Source organism: Mesorhizobium maamorense, assembly GCF_044998965.1.
In the GTDB taxonomy this organism is placed as follows: domain Bacteria; phylum Pseudomonadota; class Alphaproteobacteria; order Rhizobiales; family Rhizobiaceae; genus Mesorhizobium.
Genome location: NZ_CP173356.1, coordinates 2,936,267 through 2,955,774 on the forward strand (window position 1 = coordinate 2,936,267; position 19,508 = coordinate 2,955,774).

Sequence of the window (19,508 nt, forward strand, 5' to 3'; positions counted from 1 at the left end):
GTTCAAAACGCTTGGCCAATGCCGGCATAGATGCCGAAATGAGGGTCGCCTGGGTCGCGGTTGAGCGGCACGGCGGCGTCGATACGCAGCGGCCCGAATGGCGTCACATAGCGCAAGCCGACACCGGCGCCCACCTTGACGTCGGAAAAATCGGGGAACGACTTCGTCGATACCGTGCCGGCATCGACGAACGGCACGATGCCGATCGTGTCGGTGATGGCGATACGCATCTCAACCGAGGTCTCGAAGAAGGACAGGCCGCCGATCGGCTGGCCGGTGAAATCCTTGGGGCCGATGCCCTGATAGGCATAGCCGCGCACCGAGCCGCCGCCGCCGGAATAGAAACGCCGGTCGGCAGGCACGTTCTGCAGGCTGGTGCCGACGATCGAGCCAAGTGCGACACGTTCCGCCAGCACGAATTTCGAAGCGGTATCCAGCGACTGATAGGCCGATCCCTCGCCCTTCAGCTTGAGGAAGGCGGCACCGCTCAATATGTCGTAGCTCGGCTCGGCATAGGCCAGCAACCTGAAGCCCTTGGTCGGGTTCAGCCTGACGTCCCTGTTGTCATAGACATATTGCAGCGGGATGCTGGCGATCAGGTATTTATGTTTGCCAAAGGAATCGTGGATGCGTGAATAGTCGAGCGCGACCTCGGCCGACACGGTTTGGTTCTTGGTCAGTTCATAGGACAGGCCGGTGTTGCCCTTGACCGAGAAATGGTCGTAGGCGTCGGGATGTTCGAGCACGGTCTTGATGCCGGCGAAGAATTTAGATGCCGGCCCGATCACGCCGGGTTTCTCGAACATGATGCCGGCATTGTAGTTCAATTCGGACAGGTCATTGCTGCCGATGCCGCTGATGGCTCCGTCGATGCGCAGCTTCTCGGCCCGGCCGAACAGGTTGCGATGGCCCCAATACCCCTCCAGCCCCAGCCCTTCCGTATTCGAGAAGGTGCCGCCCAGCCCGAAATAACGCGGCTTGCGCTCGCTGACCTGGACACCGATCGGAATGTTGCCCTCGGCATCGAGCTTGTCGGCCTCCTTGAAAGTCACGCTGTTGAAGACCTCGAGCGCCAGCAGCCTGTCGCGCGCATCGTCGATCTCCTGAGGCGAGTATTGCCGGCCACGTTTCAGCCCGGTCATGTATTCGGTGAAGTCGCGGTCGACCTTCTCGGTGCCTTCCACCGTGGTCGCGCCATAGCCGGCGACTGGCCCGGCAGCAACCGTCAGCGTCACGTCGAGGGTCGACGTGTCATGGTCGGCGACGATGTGCCTGCTGGTCACCTCGGCCAGCGGCCTGCCCTGCTCCTTCAGCGTGCGCACGATCAGCGCCTCGGCCTTGAGCACCGCGCCAGACCCAGCGTCGCCGCCTGATATCAGGCCGTAATCGGCGCTCATCAGTCCAGCGGCGTCACCCTCCAGCCGGATATCGCCGAGGGTGAATTTGGGACCCGCGGCGATGTTGACGGCCACGGGAATGGGCTGCGGACCCTTGAATTCGGCGTCCGGCGGCAATTCGTCCAGCGGCTTGCCCTCGATGGTGATGGTGACGACGCCTTCGTAGCGGGCATCGGCGTAGAGCGCCGCCACAAGCTGTTCTCGATCGCTGCGCGCCTTGGCCATCAGACCGAGCGAGCCGGAGACGGGATGGTCTTCGTCGCTCTTCAGCGCCGAGGCGTTTTCGAGCTTTTTTACCAGGTCCTTGTCGGCGTCGGGCGCGGAGATGGTCACGGCGTAGCGCATCGGATCGACGATGTCGGCATCCTCATCGCTCGATGAGCCCCACAGCTTGATGCCGAAGATTTCGAAGGCGGCCGCCGGTCCCAGCCCGGCGATCAGCGAGCAGCAGATCACGGCCAGAAGCAGCGCGCGCGAAAGCACGCGCTTTGGCTCGGTACCCCCTGACATCTGCCTTTCATACGCCGGCATTAAGACAACCTACTTTACAAACCTAAAATTGGAATGAAGTTCTGAAGCGCTCGTAAAGGGGCCACAATCCAATTGTCTGAAATAGGACGGGCTTGGAATTCACACCTTTTGCATTGCCGCAAGAATGCGTGATCCCCTGTCCTATGGAGGTACTACCGGCTGTTGGCCGGAAAGGAAACCGTTGGCAGGCGGAACCCTGCCGCGTCCTCATGTTGACAAGCCTGAGTGAAGCTTGAACATGCCCGGACGTCTGCAAATTGTCTGGAGGGTGTTATGGCAATGCGCGCGGCTCGTCGTCTGTCTTTCCTGATCCTTCTCTTCTTCGCCTGGGCCAATGTCTTGGCCTGGGGTAACGTCGCGCAAGCGGCCGAAGCACGGCGAGTCGCAACGACCGACAATTCCGACTATTTCGGTTTCGACCTCCGGTCCGACCAGAACGTCACGCTCGATCAATGCAAGACCACCTGCCTGGGCGATCCCGCCTGCCGCGCCTTCACCTATAACACCAAGGCCAAATGGTGCTTCCTCAAATCCGATTATAACCAGTTGAAGCCCTTCAACGGCGCGGTCGCGGGCAAGGTCGTCAATATCGACGGCGACCCCGACATCGGCGCGCCGCCGGAACTCGCCTTCTTCCCCAACTGGATGGCTGACCAGGCCCAGCAATACCGTAACCGGCTGCTCGGCCCGGCCTATGACAGGCCGACCGAGGGCATGGCCGCGCTGACCACGGCGGCCGAGCAGGCGGTGCTCACCGGCGATCATCGCACTGCCGTGCAGAAATACGAGGCCGCGGTCTCTGTCATGCCCGACGATGGCCAGCTCTGGCTCAACCTGGCGCGCGAAACGCTTGCCGTGCAGCCGGCGGCCAACACATCCGAGGCCTCCACCTTGCCGGCAAACGGTACGTCGGCCGCCTTCAATGCCTACAAGCTCCTGCGTACAGCCAGGACGCGGGCGGAGACGCTGGCGCTCATCGGCTCCGGCCTCGACAAGCGCGACCTCTATCGCCCCGCCCTGCAGGCCTATGAAGCCAGCCTTGCCCTGGTACCTTCGCCTGCGGTCCAGGCCGACTATTCTGATCTCAAGGCTCGCAAGGGTTTCCGCGTCATCGACCACACCGTCGATGCCGACACCAGCGCCCCGCGCATCTGCGCCCAATTCTCCGAGGAATTGGTCAAGACCGGCGTCGATTACGCACAATTCGTCACCGTCGACAACCAGCCGCCCAAAGGCGTTGAAGCCAAGGACAAGCAGATTTGCGTCGAAGGACTGGAACACGGCCAGCATTATGACGTGACCTTCCGCGCCGGCCTGCCGGCCGCCATCGGCGAAGTGACCGCCGCGCCCGTCGTGCTGTCGATCTACGTGCAGGACCGTGCGCCTTCGGCCCGCTTCACCGGCGACAGCTTCGTGCTGCCGGCCGGTGCGCGCCGCGGCATCCCCGTCGTCACCGTCAACATGAACGCCGCCGAGATGAAGCTCTATCGCATCGGCGACCGCTCGCTGGCCCAGCTTCTGTCCGGCTACCAGTTCCTGCATCAGCTCGACAGCTACGACATCTCAAACATTTCCGAGCAGATGGGCGAGCCGGTCTGGGAAGGCCAGCTCGACATCGCCAACGACCTGAACAAGGAGGTCACCACCTCCTTCCCGGTCGACGAGGCGCTGCCGCGGCGCAAGCCCGGCGTCTATGTGCTGACTGCCCAGGCTGTCAGCGAGAAGAGCGACGACTACAACTCGATGGCCACGCAATGGTTCGTCGTTTCCGATATCGGCCTCTCGACCTATACCGGTCAGGACGGGCTCAATGTCTATGCCCGTTCGCTGGGCAGCGCCAAGCCGATAGCGGGCGCCGAACTGACGCTGGTTGCCCGCAACAACGAGATCCTCGGCACCGCGACTTCGGATGCCGATGGTCATGCCGTGTTCAATCCCGGCCTGACGCGCGGCGACGGCGGCATGGTGCCGGCCGTGCTGATGGCCAGACAGGGCGATAACGACTTTGTCTTCCTCGACATGGCCCGCGCCGGTTTCGACCTGTCCGACCGCGGCGTCACTGGACGCGCAGCGCCGGGCGCGCTCGATGTCTACGCCTGGACCGAGCGCGGCATCTACCGCGCCGGCGAGGAGGTGCATGTTGCGGCTCTTGCCCGTGACGGCGCCGCCAAGGCGGTCGAGAACCTGCCGCTGACCTTCATCTTCTCGCGCCCGGACGGCGTCGAGGATCGCCGCGTCGTCAGCGATGGCGCGTCAGCCGGCGGGCACGCCGTCGATCTGCCGCTCCAGCCAAATGCCATGCGCGGCACCTGGTCGGTATCGATCTATACCGATCCCAAGCAACCGGCCGTCGCCAGCCAGATGTTCCTGGTCGAGGATTTCGTGCCGGACCGCATCGAATTCGACATGAAGGCAGACAAGCAGGAGATCGCGCAGGGCGAAACCGCCAACATCACCGTCGACGGCCGCTTTCTCTATGGCGCACCGGCTGCTGGCCTCGCGCTCGAAGGCGAACTGACCCTGTCGACCGCGCGTGACTGGGACCGCTTCAACGGCTATTCCTTTGGCCTTGCCGACGAGCAGTCGTCGGAACCGACCGTCACCCCGTTCACCGATCTTCCGGTGGTCGGCGAGGATGGCAAGGCGACCTTCCCGGTCTCCGTCGAGCAACTGCCGTCGACCACGAAGCTCATCGACGCCAAGGTGACGGTCCGTATGCGTGAGACCGGCGGCCGCGCCATCGAGCGCTCGCTCAACATCGGCATCCGCCCGCAAGGCCACATGATCGGCATCCGGCCGGACTTTGCCGATGATGAAGTGCCGCAGGGCGGCACGGCGAAATTCAGCCTGATCGCCGTCGACCCCGACGGCCAGCGCGAGGCGCTGAAAGGTGCGCAATGGTCGCTGGTCAAGGTCGAGCGCAATTACCAGTGGTACCGCTCCAACAACTCATGGAATTACGAACCCGTCACCTTCACCAAATCGATCGCCAATGGCCAGGTCGACCTTGGCGCCGACGGCGAGGCGACAGTGTCGATCCCGGTCGACTGGGGCCGCTACCGGCTCGAGGTCGAGACGGCGGATCCGGAAGGACCCGCGACCAGCTATGAGTTCGATGGCGGCTGGTATGTCTCCTCCACCACCACCGAAACGCCTGATGGTCTCGAGATCGCCCTCGACAAGGGCAATTATGCCGCCGGCGAAGTGGCCAGGCTCAAGGTCTCGCCGCATTTTGCCGGCGAACTTCTGGTCAACATCGGTTCCGACAAGCTGTTGAAGACCGTCACGGCGTCGGTGCCGGCCGGCGGCAGCACGGTCGACATCCCGGTCGGCGACGACTGGGGCGCCGGCGCCTATGTCACGGCAACCCTGTTCCGGCCTGGCGACGCGCAGGAAAGCCGCATGCCGGCCCGCGCCATCGGCGTGAAATGGCTGAAGGTCGATCCGGGCTCGAAGAAGCTCGCCGTCACCCTTACCCCGCCGGACAAGACCATGCCGCGCCAGCAGCTGTCGATCCCGGTCGCGGTCGCCGGCGTGGAGCCCGGCAGCAACGCCTATGTCACTGTCGCCGCCGTCGATGTCGGCATCCTCAACCTGACCAACTACAAGGCGCCGGACCCGGAGAACTGGTTTTTCGGCCAGCGCATGCTGGGCATGGAAATCCGTGATCTCTACGGCCGCCTCATCGACGGTTCGCTCGGCACGATGGGCAAGCTCAGGACCGGCGGCGACGGCGCCAACATGCAGGCGCAGGGCAGCCCGCCGACCGAAAAGCTGGTCGCCTTCTTCTCCGGCCCGGTGCAGCTCGATGCCGACGGCAAGGCACGCGTCGACTTCGATATTCCGCAGTTCAACGGCACGGTTCGCGTCATGGCCGTCGCCTGGACCAAGGAAGCGGTCGGCCACGCCCAGTCGGACGTGATCGTGCGCGATCCGGTGGTGATCACCGCCGGCCTGCCGCGCTTCCTGGCGCCCGGCGACGCCGCCGTCATGCGGCTCGACATTGCGGACACCGACGGCCCGGCCGGCGACTACGCGCTGTCGATCGACACGACGAGGGACCTCTCGACGGGCGACAAGCCCCTGCCCCAGAAACTGACGCTGGCGCAGGGCAAGCGCCAGACCCTGACCGTGCCGCTGATCGCACAGACGGCAGGCAATGCCTCGCTCACCATCAAGCTGGCGCACGCCGATGGCACCAAGGTCGAGCAGACGCTCTACGTGCCGGTCCGTCCAGCACAACTGCCGGTCACCACCCGCATGGTGGTCGACCTCAAGGGCGATGGCGGCGCGCTGCGCGTCGACAAGGAGCTTTTGGCGGCAAGCCTGCTCGACGGCGCTTCGGTCAGTGTCGGCGTTTCGCAGGCGGCGGCCTTCGATGTGCCCTCGCTCCTGATGACGCTCGACCGCTACCCCTATGGTTGCGCCGAGCAAACCACCAGCCGGGCGATGCCCCTGCTCTATGTCAACGAAATGGCCTCGGGCGTCGGCATGGAGAGCGATCCCGAGCTGCATGGCCGCATCCAGGACGCGATCTACAAGGTGCTGAGCTACCAGGCTTCGGGCGGCAGCTTCGGCCTGTGGGGCCCGGGCTCCGGCGATCTATGGCTCGACGCCTATGTCACCGACTTCCTGACCAGGGCGCGCGAGCAGAAATACGATGTGCCGGCGCTCGCCATGAACCAGGCGCTGGGCAATCTGCAGAACTCGCTCGGTTACGATCAGAGCGTACAGGACCGCGGCAGCGAGATCGCTTACGCGCTCTACGTGCTTGCCCGCAACAAGAAGGCCTCGATCGGCGACCTGCGCTATTACGCGGACACCCAGCTCGAGGCGTTCACCAGCCCGATGGCCGTTGCCCAACTGGCGGCGAGCCTAGCGCTGTATGGCGACACACAACGTTCGGAAGCGACGTTCAAGATCGCCCTGCAGCTCGCCAAGTCGAGCACCGCCTATGACTACTATCGCTCCGACTACGGCTCGGCGCTGCGCGACGGGGCGGCAATGCTGGCGCTTGCGGCGGAATCGAAGCCGGTGCCATCGGTCGTACCGGAGCTGATCAAGCTGGTGACCAGGGAACGCGCCGAGGTCCGCTGGACCAGCACCCAGGATGAATCCTGGATGCTGCTGGCGGCCCGCGCCCTCAGACAAGGCAATGATTCGATCACGCTTTCCGTCAACGGCGCACCGCATTCCGGCGGCTATTCCAGCCAGATCAACGGCAGCGATCTGGCCGACAGCCCGCTCACCATCGCCAACACCGGCAGGACCCCGCTGCAGGCTGTCGTCACCACCGTGGCATCGCCGGTACAGCCCTTGCCGGCCGGGGGTGACGGCTTCACCATTGAGCGCACCTATTACAAGCTCGACGGCACCGAAGCCAATGTGACGGAGGCAACCCAGAACGAACGCTATGTCGTCGTGCTCAAGGTCAATGAACAGAACAACTGGCCTTCGCGCCTTTTGATCACCGACCTTTTGCCGGCCGGCTTCGAGATCGACAATCCCGGCCTGGTCTCCAGCGCGCAATTGTCGAACTTCTCCTGGCTGGCACAGACCGACGCCGCGCATCTGGAATTCCGCGACGACCGTTTCGTCGCCGCCTTCAACCCCAGCGACGGCGACCACGACCACAATCTGACGCTCGCCTATGTCGTGCGCGCCGTGACGCCGGGCACCTACGCTCATCCGGCCGCAACGGTGGAGGACATGTACCGGCCGCAATATTCGGCCCGCACCGCCACCGGCATGATGGAGGTCAAGGCGCCGTAAGGTGTCGAGGCGGACATGAACGTGAAGTTTGCGCTGCCCCTCATTGCCCTGCCGGGCATTTCTCCCCGTATAGTGACGGGGAGAAATGGCCCTGCACCAAGACTTTTGCCAATTTTCAACATTACAGAAAAGGCGCCGACGATTGCGACAGCTCCCTTCTCCCCGCCACTATGCGGGGAGAAGGTGCCGGCAGGCGGATGAGGGGCAGCGCCATGCCCTCAAGAAAATTCCTGCGCCGCGCGGCTATCGCTAGCACCTCCTTGGTGGCTGTTATTGCTGTTTCAGCCGCCACCCTGTGGCAGCTCGACCGCGCCTTTCCGCCTCCGCTTCCGGAAAAGCTCACCGTCTCGACGGAAGTCCAGGACCGCGACGGCCAGCTTTTGCGCGCCTTCGCCACCCCTGACGGCTATTGGCGGCTCGAAACCCGCCTCGACCAGGTCGACAAGCAGTTCGTCGACATGTTGGTCACCTATGAGGACAAGCGCTTCTGGAACCATGAAGGCGTCGATGTGCTGGCGCTTGCCCGCGCCGCCGGCCAGTTCGCCACCAGTGGCCACATCGTGTCCGGCGGCTCGACGCTGTCGATGCAACTCGCCCGCCTGATCGAGCCGCGCGACAGCCGCAGCCTCGGCTCCAAGCTCAAGCAGATGCTGCGCGCCATCCAGATCGAGCGGCGGCTGTCCAAGCGCGAGATCCTCGAACGCTATCTGACGCTGGCGCCCTATGGCGGCAATCTCGAAGGCGTGCGGGCCGCTTCGCTCGCCTATTTCGGTAAGGAGCCGAAGCGGCTCACCGTCTCGGAAGCCGCGCTTCTCGTCGCCCTGCCGCAACTGCCGGAGAAGCGCCGGCCCGACCGCAACCTCGCGATCGCGCACGCCGCCCGCGACCGCGTGCTGTCCCGCATGGCCTCGGCTGGCCTGCTTGGCGAACGCGAGGCCGCGCGCGCCGGGCTCGACGATGTGTCTGGCCTGCGCCGTAGCTTGCCGGCGCTCGCCGCGCACGCCGCCTATGCGATGCTGCCCAAGGCGGTTCCCGGCCAGCCGCTCAAGCTGACGATCCGCAAGAGCGTCCAGGAAGGGCTGGAACAGGTAGCGCGCGACGCCGCCGCCAAGCTTGGGGCGCGTCTCTCCGTCGCCATGGTGCTGGCCGATTCCCGCACCGGCGATATTCTGGGCGAAGTCGGCTCGGCCAATTTCTTCGACGCCAGCCGCTCCGGCTGGATCGACATGACCAAGGTCGTGCGTTCGCCCGGCTCGACGCTGAAGCCATTCATCTACGGTCTTGCCTTCGAACAGGGACTGGTGGCGCAGGAAATGCTGATCGAGGACAGCCCGGCCGATTTCGGCGGCTACCGGCCGAAGAATTTCGATATGGGCTATCAGGGCGACGTCAGCATCCGCGAGGCGCTGCAACTGTCGCTCAACGTGCCGGCGATCCGCCTGCTCGACGCGGTCGGTCCCGCGCGGCTGACGACCCGATTCCGCCAGGCTGGGGTAAACCCGATCCTGCCGGTCAACGAGGCGCCGGGCCTGGCCATCGGCCTTGGCGGCGTTGGGATTACGCTGCGCGATCTCGTCCAGCTCTATACAGGGCTCGCCAATGGCGGCAAGACGCACACGCTGCATGATGGCACCGAGCCGGCCGATGCCGAGCGCACCACCGCGACCATCCTCGATGACCAGGCGAGCTGGCAAATCATGGACATTCTGTCGGGCGTCAAGCCGCCCGAGGGTGCATTGCAGCGCGGCATCGCCTACAAGACCGGCACCTCCTATGGCTACCGCGATGCCTGGTCGGTCGGCTTCGACGGCCGTTACGTGCTGGGCGTCTGGGTCGGCCGGGCCGATGCAGGCGCGGTGCCTGGCCTGTCCGGCTATGTGTCGGCAGCCCCAATTCTGTTCGAGGGCTTTGTCCGCTCGGGTCTCGCCACCGTGCCGCTGCCGGGCAAGCCCCCCGGCGCCTTCACTCCTCGACGTAACGACCTGCCTGTGACGCTTGCCCGCTTCGGCGCCGGGTCCGACGGCCTGGTTCAGGCCTCGACCCCCACAGAGCCCGCGCCAACCATTATCTTTCCGCCCGACGGCGCCCGCGTCGACCTCGCCACCAACTCGGCCGACGCCTCGCCGCTGGTACTGAAGCTGCAAGGCGGGCGCGCCCCGTTCCGCTGGCTGGCCAACGGCAAGCCGCTGACCGGCATCGACCGCCGGCGCACCGCGACATGGCAACCGGACGGCACCGGCTACTCGACCTTGACCGTAATCGATGCGGCGGGACGCGCGGCAAGTGTGAAGGTGTTTGTTGAATAAGATTGCGCAAGCAATTCAGAGGATTGCGCTTCTTCGCCTGAGGTACAGCGCCTCGCGACATACTCGCGACGCTAGTTCCTTACCCGCAATCTCCTCCCAGCCCGCGCCGACGCCCTGCCCGCCGACTTCGTCCGCGTTGCCGGCCCCTCGATCCGCCCGGATATCCGTTACGCCGGAACGGACAATTTTCCTGTACCGCAAGCGAAGCGACGGCAAACCGCAAGCTGCTGCTCGGCTTGCTTCGGCACCGCTTGTTCCTAGATAGATCGATGGGGATTCGCCAAGGGGACGTTTGAGGGAAAATGTTTCTCCGCACCGCGAAATCAGGTCCAAGATTTTCTCCAAAACGACAAAAAAGGCAACATTTAATGCATCTAAATTCTACCAATTCGGTAGATTTGACGTGGGTTCAACGGAGGCAGAAATGACCAAACCTCGTTTCAGGAGACTGCTCGGCGCACTGGTCGCCACGTCTGTCCAGTTCGGCACGCTCGGTTTCGCGTTCGCCGATACCACCATTCTCAACGTGTCGTACGATCCGACACGCGAGCTCTACAAGGCTTATGACGAGGCCTTCGCCGCTCACTGGAAAGCCGAGACAGGGGAAACGGTCACCATACAGCAGTCGCACGGTGGATCGGGCGCACAGGCCCGGGCCGTGATCGACGGCCTCGACGCCGACGTGGTGACGCTGGCGCTCGAAGGCGATATCAACGCCATCGTCTCCAAGTCGAAAAAGATCAATCCGGACTGGCGCACGAAATTCGAGAACAATTCGGCACCCTACACCTCGACCATCATCTTCCTCGTCCGCAAAGGAAACCCCAAGGGCATCCACGACTGGAACGACCTGGTCAAGGACGGCGTCCAGGTGATTACGCCCAACCCGAAGACATCGGGCGGCGCACGCTGGAACTATCTCGCCGCCTGGGCTTATGCCAACGCCAATGACGGTGGCGACGAGGCCAAGACGAAGGAGTTCGTCGGCAAGCTCTATGCCAACGCTCCGGTGCTCGATACCGGTGCGCGCGGCTCGACGGTGACCTTCGCGCAAAAGGGCCTAGGCGACGTGCTGATTGCCTGGGAAAACGAGGCCTATCTAGCGCTCGACGAGTTCGGCGCCGAAAATTTCGATATCGTCTATCCCCCGACCTCGATCCTAGCCGAGCCGCCGGTCGCTTTGGTCGACGCCAATGTCGATGCCAAGGGCACGCGCAAGGTCGCCGAAGCCTATCTGGGCTGGCTCTATTCCAAGGAGGCGCAGACGATCATCGCCAAGAACCACTATCGTCCGGCCAAGCCCGATCTGGTGCCGGCAGAGGACCTGGCCAAGCTACCGCCGATCAAGCTGGTCACCATCGACGACCCACAATTCGGCGGCTGGAAGAAAGCACAGCCTTACCATTTCGGCGATGGTGGTATATTCGACCAGATCTACAAGCCCCAGTAAGCAGTCGATATTCAGGACGATATGATCACAGCACCCGCTCGGGCGGGTTGGCGGTTTCGACAGCCGAGCGTCATTCCGGGTTTCGGATTGACGCTCGGCTTCTCGCTTGCCTACCTTACCCTCATCATCCTCATTCCGCTGTCGGGGCTGGTCTGGCGCTCTGCGGCGCTGGGTTGGACCGATTTCTGGGCGATCGCCACCGACCGGCGCACCATCAACGCACTCCGCATCAGCTTCGGCACCGCCTTTGTCGCGGCCGCCGTCAATGTCGTGTTCGGCACGCTGGTCGCCTGGGTGCTGGTGCGCTACCGCTTTCCCGGCCGCCGCATCGTCGATGCCATGGTCGACCTGCCCTTCGCGCTGCCGACGGCGGTGGCCGGCATCGCGCTGACCACGCTCTACGCGCCCAATGGCTGGATCGGCAAGCTGTTGCTGCCGCTTGGGCTCAAGGTCGCCTACACCCCGCTCGGCATCGTCATCGCGCTGGTCTTCATCGGCCTGCCCTTCGTCGTGCGCACCGTGCAGCCGATCATGGAGGAGATCGACAAGGAGGTGGAGGAGGCCGCCGCCACGCTCGGCGCCAGCCGCTTCCAGATCGTCACCCGGGTGCTGTTCCCGGGCCTGGCGCCGGCCATCGTCACCGGCTTCGCGCTGGCCTTCGCGCGCGGCGTCGGCGAATACGGCTCGGTCATCTTCATCGCCGGCAACCTGCCCTACAAGTCCGAGATCGCGCCGCTTTTGATCGTCATCCGGCTGGAGGAGTACAATTACCCGGCGGCGACCGCCATCGCCGCGATCATGCTGGCGCTGTCGTTCCTGATGCTGCTCATCGTCAACCTGGCGCAGACATGGAGCCGCAAGCGCTATGGCTGATCCGGAGATCAAATCCTACGAGCCGCATCACGACAGCCGCTCGGCGGCGGTGACCGAAAGCCGCCCGGCGCAGGCCGTGCTGATGGCGATCGCCTTCGCCTTCCTCGGCATCTTCCTGCTGTTGCCGCTGATCATCGTCTTCAACGAAGCCTTCGCCAAGGGCGTCGGCGCCTACACCGAGGCGCTCGGCAATCCCGATACGCGCTCGGCGATCCGGCTGACGCTGCTGGTGGCGGCGATCTCGGTGCCGCTCAATGTCGTCTTCGGCATCTCGGCCGCCTGGGCGATCGCCAAGTTCGAGTTCAAGGGCAAGGCCTTCCTGACCACGCTGATCGACCTGCCGTTCTCGGTCTCGCCGGTCATCTCGGGCCTGGTCTATGTGCTTCTGTTCGGCGCCCAGGGGCTGCTCGGCGCCTGGCTGAAGGCGCACGGCATCGTCATCCTGTTCGCCGTGCCCGGCATTGTGCTGGCCACCATCTTCGTCACCTTCCCCTTCGTGGCCCGCGAGCTGATCCCGCTGATGCAGGAGCAGGGCAATGGCGACGAGGAGGCCGCGCTGTCGCTCGGCGCCAATGGCTGGCAGGCCTTCTGGTATGTGACGCTGCCCAACGTCAAATGGGGGCTGCTCTACGGCGTGCTCTTGTGCAATGCGCGCGCCATGGGCGAGTTCGGCGCGGTCTCGGTGGTGTCGGGCCACATACGCGGCCTGACCAACACCATGCCGCTGCATGTCGAAATCCTCTACAATGAATACAACGCCGTCGGCGCCTTTGCCGTCGCCTCGCTGCTGGCCGGCCTGGCGCTGGTGACGCTGGTCCTGAAGACACTGCTCGAGATGCGTTACGGCGCCGAGATCGCCGCCGCGCGTGGACATTGATGCATGTCGCCCAAACGTGGAAACCGGTTTTGGGATAACGGCATGCATGAAACAAAAGACATGTCGCCCAAAAGCGGGAACCGGTTTTGGGATAACGGCATGCAGCCACTACAAAGGGACTGTTGATGGAAGTTCGCGTTGCCAATGTGCGCAAGGAGTTCGAGCGGTTTCCCGCGCTCCATGACGTGTCGCTCGACATCAAGTCGGGCGAGCTGATCGCGTTGCTGGGGCCGTCGGGCTCGGGCAAGACGACGCTGCTGCGGCTGATTGCCGGGCTGGAGCGGCCGACGCGCGGCAAGATCTTCTTCGGCGACGAGGACGCCTCGCACAAATCGATCCAGGAGCGCAATGTCGGCTTCGTCTTCCAGCACTACGCGCTGTTCCGGCACATGACGGTCTCGGACAATATCGGCTTCGGCCTCAAGGTCCGGCAGGGCTCGACGCGGCCGCCGGCGCAGGAGATCCGCCGCCGCGCCTCCGAGCTGCTCGACTTGGTCCAGCTCTCGGGCCTGGAGAAGCGCTATCCGGCGCAGCTATCCGGTGGCCAGCGCCAGCGCGTCGCGCTGGCCCGCGCCATGGCGATCGAACCCAAAGTGCTTCTGCTCGACGAGCCGTTCGGCGCGCTCGACGCGCAGGTGCGCCGGGAACTGCGCCGCTGGCTGCGCGACATCCATGACGCCACCGGCCACACCACCGTCTTCGTCACCCACGACCAGGAAGAGGCGCTGGAGCTTGCCGACCGCGTCGTGGTGATGAGCCAGGGCCGCATCGAGCAGGTCGGCACAGCCGACGACATCTATGACAGGCCGAACTCGCCTTTCGTCTATGGCTTCATCGGCGAATCGAGCTCGCTTCCCGTCAAGGTTGAGAATGGCGAGGTCTGGCTCGCCGATCGCCCGATCGGGCTGTCGGCGCCGGAGGCCGCCAGCGGCAATGCCAGGCTGTACTTCCGCCCGCACGACGTCGAATTGCTGAGCGGCTGCTCTGGCTGCATCGCCGGCACGGTGGTCGCCAGCCGCCGCGTCGCCGGTACCCGCCGGGTGGAACTCGAGATCGGCGGCGAACGCCAGCGCGTCGAGATCGAGCTGCCCGTCGACCATCCCGCGGCGCAGAAGAGCCGGGTAGCGTTCCGCCCGGGCCGCTGGAAGCTGTTTCCGGCTGCCTGATATTAGACCGAGCACTACTCCAGCCAGTTCTCGATCTTCAGGTTGCGGATTCTGCATGAACTCGCCCGTATTGGCCGTTACCAAAGTGATGCCCACAGCGCAGGCGTGCGCAGCAATAAAAAGGTCGTATGGTCAATGGGTTGGCCGGCGGCCTCCAGTTCTGCACGAAGGGCGCCATACTCTGCATCCGCCGGTACATCGAGCGGCAAGACCGGAATCTCGGCCAGCAATTGCTCGACTTTTTTGAGCAGCTTGGTTGATCCCTTCCTGGCACAGCCATATCGCAATTCCGAGGCAACCACGATACTTGTGCAAATGGCGTCGTCTCCCTCGCGCTCCACTGCATTGGCCGCTTTGCCAGCCGGATTTCGAATCATGTCACTGATGATGTTGGTGTCCAGCATAAACCGCATCAAAAAATGTCCTCGGATTCGACTGGCGCATCATTGATTTCGGGAAGATCGTCCTCGGGGCCGAGCGGCGGCTCGTTTGCCCATTGGGCGAGCAACGCGCCGAGCCCAGCTTTGCGGATCGGCTCAATGACAAGGCGGTCGCCTTCACGGCTGATCAGGACCTTCTCGCCGGGGAGCTCGAACTCGACAGGAATGCGCACCGCCTGGCTGCGGTTATTGCGAAACAGCTTCGCCTCCTTCGACGGCCGCGTTGTTGAATGGCGGTGTTGGGGCATGGTTGCCTCCTTTTTATGTGCATATTGGGCGGAACAAAATTCTAATGACAGCGTTCATGACGACATTTTTTCTTACGGTGGCACCGCGAAACTATTGCACGTGCCTCGTCGGGCAAGTGGCGCAGGACTATGGTGAGGTGATTAAGCACTACACGGAGCCTTATTTCATGAAGCGATTTCTCCTCGGCGTCGCCACCGTCGCCGGCCTGTTCCTCGCATCTTCCCAAGCCTGGTCTGCCGACAAGCTGCTCAACGCCTCCTATGACGTCGGCCGCGAACTGTTCGTCCAGGTCAACAAGGCATTCATCGAGAAGCACCCGGGCGTGAGCATCGACCAGTCGCATGCCGGCACCTCGGCTCAGGCACGCGCCATCGCCGAAGGGCTCGGCGCTGATGTCGTCACCTTCAACCAGGTCACCGACATCGACTTCCTGGTCAAGAAGGGCCTCGTCTCGGCCGACTGGCAGAAGGATTTTCCCGACAACGCCTCGCCCTTCTATTCGCTGCCGTCCTTCCTGGTGCGGGCGGGCAACCCCAAGCACATCAAGGATTGGAACGACCTGGTGCGCGACGACGTGCAGGTGATCTTCCCCAACCCGAAAACCTCGGGCAATGCGCGCTACACCTATCTGGCGGCGACCGCCTACGCCAAGGAGGCCTTCAAGGGCGACGACGCCAAGGTGAAGGAATTCATCACCAAGTTGTTCAACAACGTGCCGATCTTCGACACCGGCGGGCGCGCAGCCACCACCACTTTCGTGCAGCGCGAGATCGGTGACGTGCTGATCACGTTCGAATCCGAAACCCGCGGCATCCGCAAGGAGTATGGCGACGACAAATTCGAGCAGGTCACGCCTTCCGTCAGCCTGCTGGCAGAATTCCCGGTGGCGATCGTCGACAAGGTCGCCGACGAACATGGCACGCGTGATCTGGCCAAAAGCTATCTCGATTTCCTCTATACGCCCGAGGGGCAGGACATCGCCGCTGACAATGGCCTGCGCGCCCGCGACACGGCCGTCGCCGCCAAACACAAGGCCGACTTCCCGGACGTGCGCCTGCTGACGGTGGAAAACGTCTTCGGTGGCTGGGACAACATCCAGAAAGAGCATTTCGCCGCCGGCGGCCTGCTCGACCAGGCCTATGGCAGCCGATAAGGTTTTCGCGGCGCGATAGCACGTTACGGTAAGCAAATCAGGAAAGCCGGCGCTTTGCCGGCTTTCGCCGTTTGCGGCAAAATATGGCAAATACGACGCCAGCCGCGCAAAAGGTTACGAAGAATCAACGCGTTTGCGCCTAACGTGCCGACAAATCGGCTTGTTCGCGAAACGGCAGCGCTCCACAAGCCCCGTCATCATTTGCACACAAACAGCCGCCAGATGCGGATTGTTGGGGCTTCATGGGTTGACTCGGGCATGCTGACTAAAAAAGGCAAATATGGCCTCAAGGCCCTCGTGCATCTGTCCGGCTTGCCGGCTGGCCAATTGGCCTTCGTCAACGACATAGCGGTCGCCAACAACATCCCGAAAAAATTCCTCGATGCCATTCTGGGCGAGCTGCGCAATGCCGGCTTCGTCCAGAGCCGCAAAGGCAAGGAAGGCGGCTATCGCCTCGCCCGCCCGGCCTCGGAGATCAAGATCGGCCATGTGGTGCGTGTGCTGGACGGGCCGCTGGCGCCGATCCCATGCGCCAGCCGCACGCAGTATCAGCGCTGCGAGGATTGCGACGAAGCGACGTGCCAGGTCCGGCACATGATGCTCGAGGTGCGCCAGGCAATCGCCGAGGTGCTGGACAACCGCAGCCTTGCCGCCATGCGCGATGCCGACAATGATGATTTTCCGGTCGAGTTGACGTCGCAGATCTAGATCCTGCGCATGCGCCGCACTTGCCGGCGTAAGTCGCATGCCGGTATGGCGCCGATCAAGGTTCAGAACCGCCGCGTCATGCGCACCGCCTCGGCGACGAGGTCGGCGATCGGGCGCGTCGCATCGAGCGTCAGCGCCCGCTCATCCGCCGCCGGTGGCTCGAGAATGGCGAACTGGCTGTCGACCAGGCTTGCCGGCATGAAATGGCCCTTGCGGCTGGCGACCCGCAGCCTCGCCATGGCCGGATCGATCTCTAGGTAAAGGAAGACGATGTCACGGCGGAAGCCGCGCAGTCGTTCACGATAGCTTCGCTTCAGCGCCGAGCAGGCGGCGACAACGCCCTGCCCGTTGCCGGCCGAGGCCGCGATGCGCTCGCCGATCGCATCGAGCCATCCCTCGCGCAAAGTGTCCGTCAGCGGCTCGCCTCTGGCCATGCGTGCGACGTTTTCCGATGGATGCAGCCGGTCGCCTTCGATGAAGACGGCGCCCAGTCTCTCCGCGAGCGCCATGCCGACGGCCGACTTGCCGCAGCCGGCGACGCCCATTGCCACGATGACCGGCGCCGGCCCGTTGGTGCCTGTCGGCGATTGAACTGTCCTTTCCGCCACGATGGTCTAGCGGCTTGCCGGCGCGCGGCCGTAGAGCAGCAGCATGGCGACGATGACGACGCCGTAGATGATCTGCCTACCCGCCTCCGGCATCTGCATGACCGACAGTATGGATTGCAGGAGCGTGATCAGGATGACGCCGGCGACAGTGCCGAGATAGGAGCCGCGCCCGCCAAGGATCGAGGTGCCGCCCAGCACGACGGCCGCGATCGACGGCAGGAGATAGGCGTCGCCCATCGACTGCGCCGCCTTGGAGGCGTAGCCGGCAAGCAGCACCCCGCCGAAGGCGGAGAGCCCGCCGGAGACGGCAAAGGCGATCATCACCACGCGCCTTGTGTCGATGCCGGAGAGGTAGGCGGCACGCTCGCGGTTGCCGATGCCGTAGACGGTGCGGCCAAAGCCGGTGCGGGTCAGAACGAACACCATCGCGGCGCCGATCAGCGCCCAGATGATGACCGCGTTGGGAACTCCCGGAATGGCAAAGCCGGTAACCAGGTAGCGCATGGCGCCGGTGGCCGAATCCTGGGGCGAGAAGCCGCCGGTGTAGACCACCATCAGCCCTTGCGCGACGGCGTTGGTGGCGAGGGTGATGATCATGGAGGGAATGCGCAGATAGGCGACGCCGATGCCGTTGACGATGCCGATCAGCACCCCGCACAGGATGCCGAATGGAATGGCCAACGCAACGCCGGCCGGGCCATACGCGGCAGCGGCGCAAGCCATCATCGCGCCCGCCGCCACCGACCACGGCACCGACAGGTCGATCTGGCCGAGCAGGATGACCAGCATCATGCCGGTGGCGATGACGCCGAGAAACGAGGCCATCTTGAGCTGCTGCAAGAGATATTCAGGCGACAGGAAGCTGCGCGAATAAAGACTGCCCAGCAGGAGCAGGACCACGATGCAGGCAAAGGCCGTCAACACCGCGGGGTCGGCGCGGCGAATGAATTTCGGCATGCGGCCGGCAATGCCGCCCAATGTCGTCTCGCTCACAGGAACCACTCCAGCCGGTTGCGGACCCGAAACAGGGCGAAGGCGCCGAGGCTGACGGCGATCAGCAGGATAACGCCCTGGAACAGCGGCTGCCACAGCGGATCGAAATCGAAGACGAACAACAGATCGCCGATGGTGCGGAAGGCGAGCGCGCCGAAGATCGCGCCAATGGCACTCCCCTTGCCGCCGAACAGCGAGACGCCGCCCAGCACCACGGCGGCAATGGAAAACAGTGTGTAGGAGTTGCCGCTGGCATAGGCCGCTTCGCCCGTATAGGTGAAGAACGTCAGGAACAGGCCGCCGATCGAGGCCAGCAGCCCCGCCAGCGTATAGGCTGCGAACTTGCCGCGCCGGATGGGCACGCCTGACATGTAGGCCGCCATTTCCGACGACCCTGCCGCATAGGCCGCGCGGCCAAGCACCGAACGGCTGAACGGCACCCAGATCACCAGCACGACGGCCAGGAGCACAACCATGCTGGCCGGCACCACGTCAAACACACGGCCCGTCAGCGCGTCGGCCAGATCCTCGTTGACCGATCCGCCCGGGAACGGCCGCAGTAGAAGCCCGATGCCATAATAGACCGCGCCGGTGGCGATCGTGGCTACGATCGGCTGCAGCCGCCCGTAGATGACTATGGCGCCATTGATCGCCCCGCACAGCAGTCCGACGGCCAGTACCGCCAACACGCCAAGCGCCGTCTGCACCGGCGTGCCCACCACCAGCCACGAGGCCAGGCAGTTGGTCAACAGGAAGATCATGCCGACGGAAAGGTCGATGCCCGCGGTGATCACCACCAGCGTCTGCGCCATGGCGACGAAGGCCAGCAGCACGCCCTTGTTGGCCGCCGTCTGCACGACATTGGCGGTGAAGCCGGCCGGATGGTTCGCGGTGTAGATGACGAACATGACGATGAAGATGCCAAGCGCCAGCAGCGTTCCGCGCTGCTCCGCCAACCAGTAGCGCCAATCCTTCACGCCAAAAT

Annotated in this window: 13 protein-coding genes and 1 pseudogene; 8 read left to right on the forward strand and 6 right to left on the reverse strand. The window is 64.0% G+C overall.

Annotation, left to right across the window (positions count from 1 at the left end; genetic code table 11):
• Positions 1-2: 2 nt before the first annotated feature.
• Positions 3-1,928 carry an autotransporter assembly complex family protein gene (locus ACIU1A_RS14885; RefSeq protein WP_140521247.1) on the reverse strand — a complete coding sequence of 642 codons (1,926 nt, stop codon included), beginning with the start codon at positions 1,926-1,928 and terminating at the stop codon, positions 3-5.
• 273 nt (positions 1,929-2,201) lie between these two features.
• Between ACIU1A_RS14885 and ACIU1A_RS14890 the strand changes: the two genes are divergently transcribed.
• From ACIU1A_RS14890 to ACIU1A_RS14915, 6 genes are all read left to right on the forward strand, one after another.
• A complete protein-coding gene (locus ACIU1A_RS14890) occupies positions 2,202-7,700 on the forward strand; it encodes an MG2 domain-containing protein (protein ID WP_404927607.1) in 5,499 nt (1,832 codons plus the stop codon).
• A 197-nt stretch (positions 7,701-7,897) separates the two neighbouring features.
• Positions 7,898-10,006: a penicillin-binding protein 1C gene (gene pbpC, locus ACIU1A_RS14895; RefSeq protein WP_404927608.1), complete on the forward strand. Its 2,109-nt coding sequence runs from the start codon at positions 7,898-7,900 to the stop codon at positions 10,004-10,006.
• 424 nt (positions 10,007-10,430) lie between these two features.
• Positions 10,431-11,456 carry a sulfate ABC transporter substrate-binding protein gene (locus tag ACIU1A_RS14900; protein ID WP_140516694.1) on the forward strand — a complete coding sequence of 342 codons (1,026 nt, stop codon included), beginning with the start codon at positions 10,431-10,433 and terminating at the stop codon, positions 11,454-11,456.
• Between the two features lie 21 nt (positions 11,457-11,477).
• Positions 11,478-12,329, forward strand: a complete 852-nt coding sequence (gene cysT / locus ACIU1A_RS14905; protein WP_404927609.1) for a sulfate ABC transporter permease subunit CysT — start codon at positions 11,478-11,480, stop codon at positions 12,327-12,329.
• A complete protein-coding gene (gene cysW, locus ACIU1A_RS14910; protein ID WP_140633929.1) occupies positions 12,322-13,206 on the forward strand; it encodes a sulfate ABC transporter permease subunit CysW in 885 nt (294 codons plus the stop codon). The genes cysT and cysW overlap by 8 nt, the downstream gene beginning before the upstream one ends.
• 125 nt (positions 13,207-13,331) lie before the next feature.
• Positions 13,332-14,372: a sulfate/molybdate ABC transporter ATP-binding protein gene (locus ACIU1A_RS14915; RefSeq protein ID WP_140736543.1), complete on the forward strand. Its 1,041-nt coding sequence runs from the start codon at positions 13,332-13,334 to the stop codon at positions 14,370-14,372.
• Between the two features lie 14 nt (positions 14,373-14,386).
• On the opposite strand, the pseudogene ACIU1A_RS14920 reads toward ACIU1A_RS14915, so the two are convergent.
• Positions 14,387-14,785 (reverse strand): annotated as a pseudogene (locus tag ACIU1A_RS14920) (type II toxin-antitoxin system VapC family toxin).
• The gene (locus ACIU1A_RS14925) at positions 14,785-15,060 is read right to left on the reverse strand and encodes an antitoxin (RefSeq protein ID WP_140562394.1); all 276 of its coding nucleotides are present in this window, start codon (positions 15,058-15,060) and stop codon (positions 14,785-14,787) included. The pseudogene ACIU1A_RS14920 and the gene ACIU1A_RS14925 overlap by 1 nt, the downstream one beginning before the upstream one ends.
• Positions 15,061-15,227: 167 nt before the next feature.
• Between ACIU1A_RS14925 and ACIU1A_RS14930 the strand changes: the two genes are divergently transcribed.
• On the forward strand, positions 15,228-16,214 hold the full coding sequence (locus ACIU1A_RS14930) for a sulfate ABC transporter substrate-binding protein (protein WP_140499837.1): 987 nt from the start codon (positions 15,228-15,230) through the stop codon (positions 16,212-16,214).
• 258 nt (positions 16,215-16,472) lie between these two features.
• Positions 16,473-16,922, forward strand: a complete 450-nt coding sequence (locus tag ACIU1A_RS14935) for an Rrf2 family transcriptional regulator (RefSeq protein ID WP_013530871.1) — start codon at positions 16,473-16,475, stop codon at positions 16,920-16,922.
• Between the two features lie 62 nt (positions 16,923-16,984).
• On the opposite strand, the gene ACIU1A_RS14940 is transcribed toward ACIU1A_RS14935, so the two are convergent.
• The 3 genes from ACIU1A_RS14940 to ACIU1A_RS14950 all read right to left on the reverse strand — a co-directional run bounded on the left by ACIU1A_RS14940 (position 16,985) and on the right by ACIU1A_RS14950 (position 19,500).
• A complete protein-coding gene (locus tag ACIU1A_RS14940) occupies positions 16,985-17,467 on the reverse strand; it encodes a gluconokinase (protein WP_404927920.1) in 483 nt (160 codons plus the stop codon).
• 69 nt (positions 17,468-17,536) lie between these two features.
• Positions 17,537-18,523 (reverse strand): ABC transporter permease, encoded by a 987-nt coding sequence (locus tag ACIU1A_RS14945; RefSeq protein ID WP_404927610.1) that lies wholly within the window; start codon positions 18,521-18,523, stop codon positions 17,537-17,539.
• A complete protein-coding gene (locus tag ACIU1A_RS14950) occupies positions 18,520-19,500 on the reverse strand; it encodes an ABC transporter permease (protein WP_140499841.1) in 981 nt (326 codons plus the stop codon). Before ACIU1A_RS14950 ends, ACIU1A_RS14945 begins: the two co-directional genes overlap by 4 nt.
• Between the last annotated feature and the right edge of the window lie 8 nt (positions 19,501-19,508).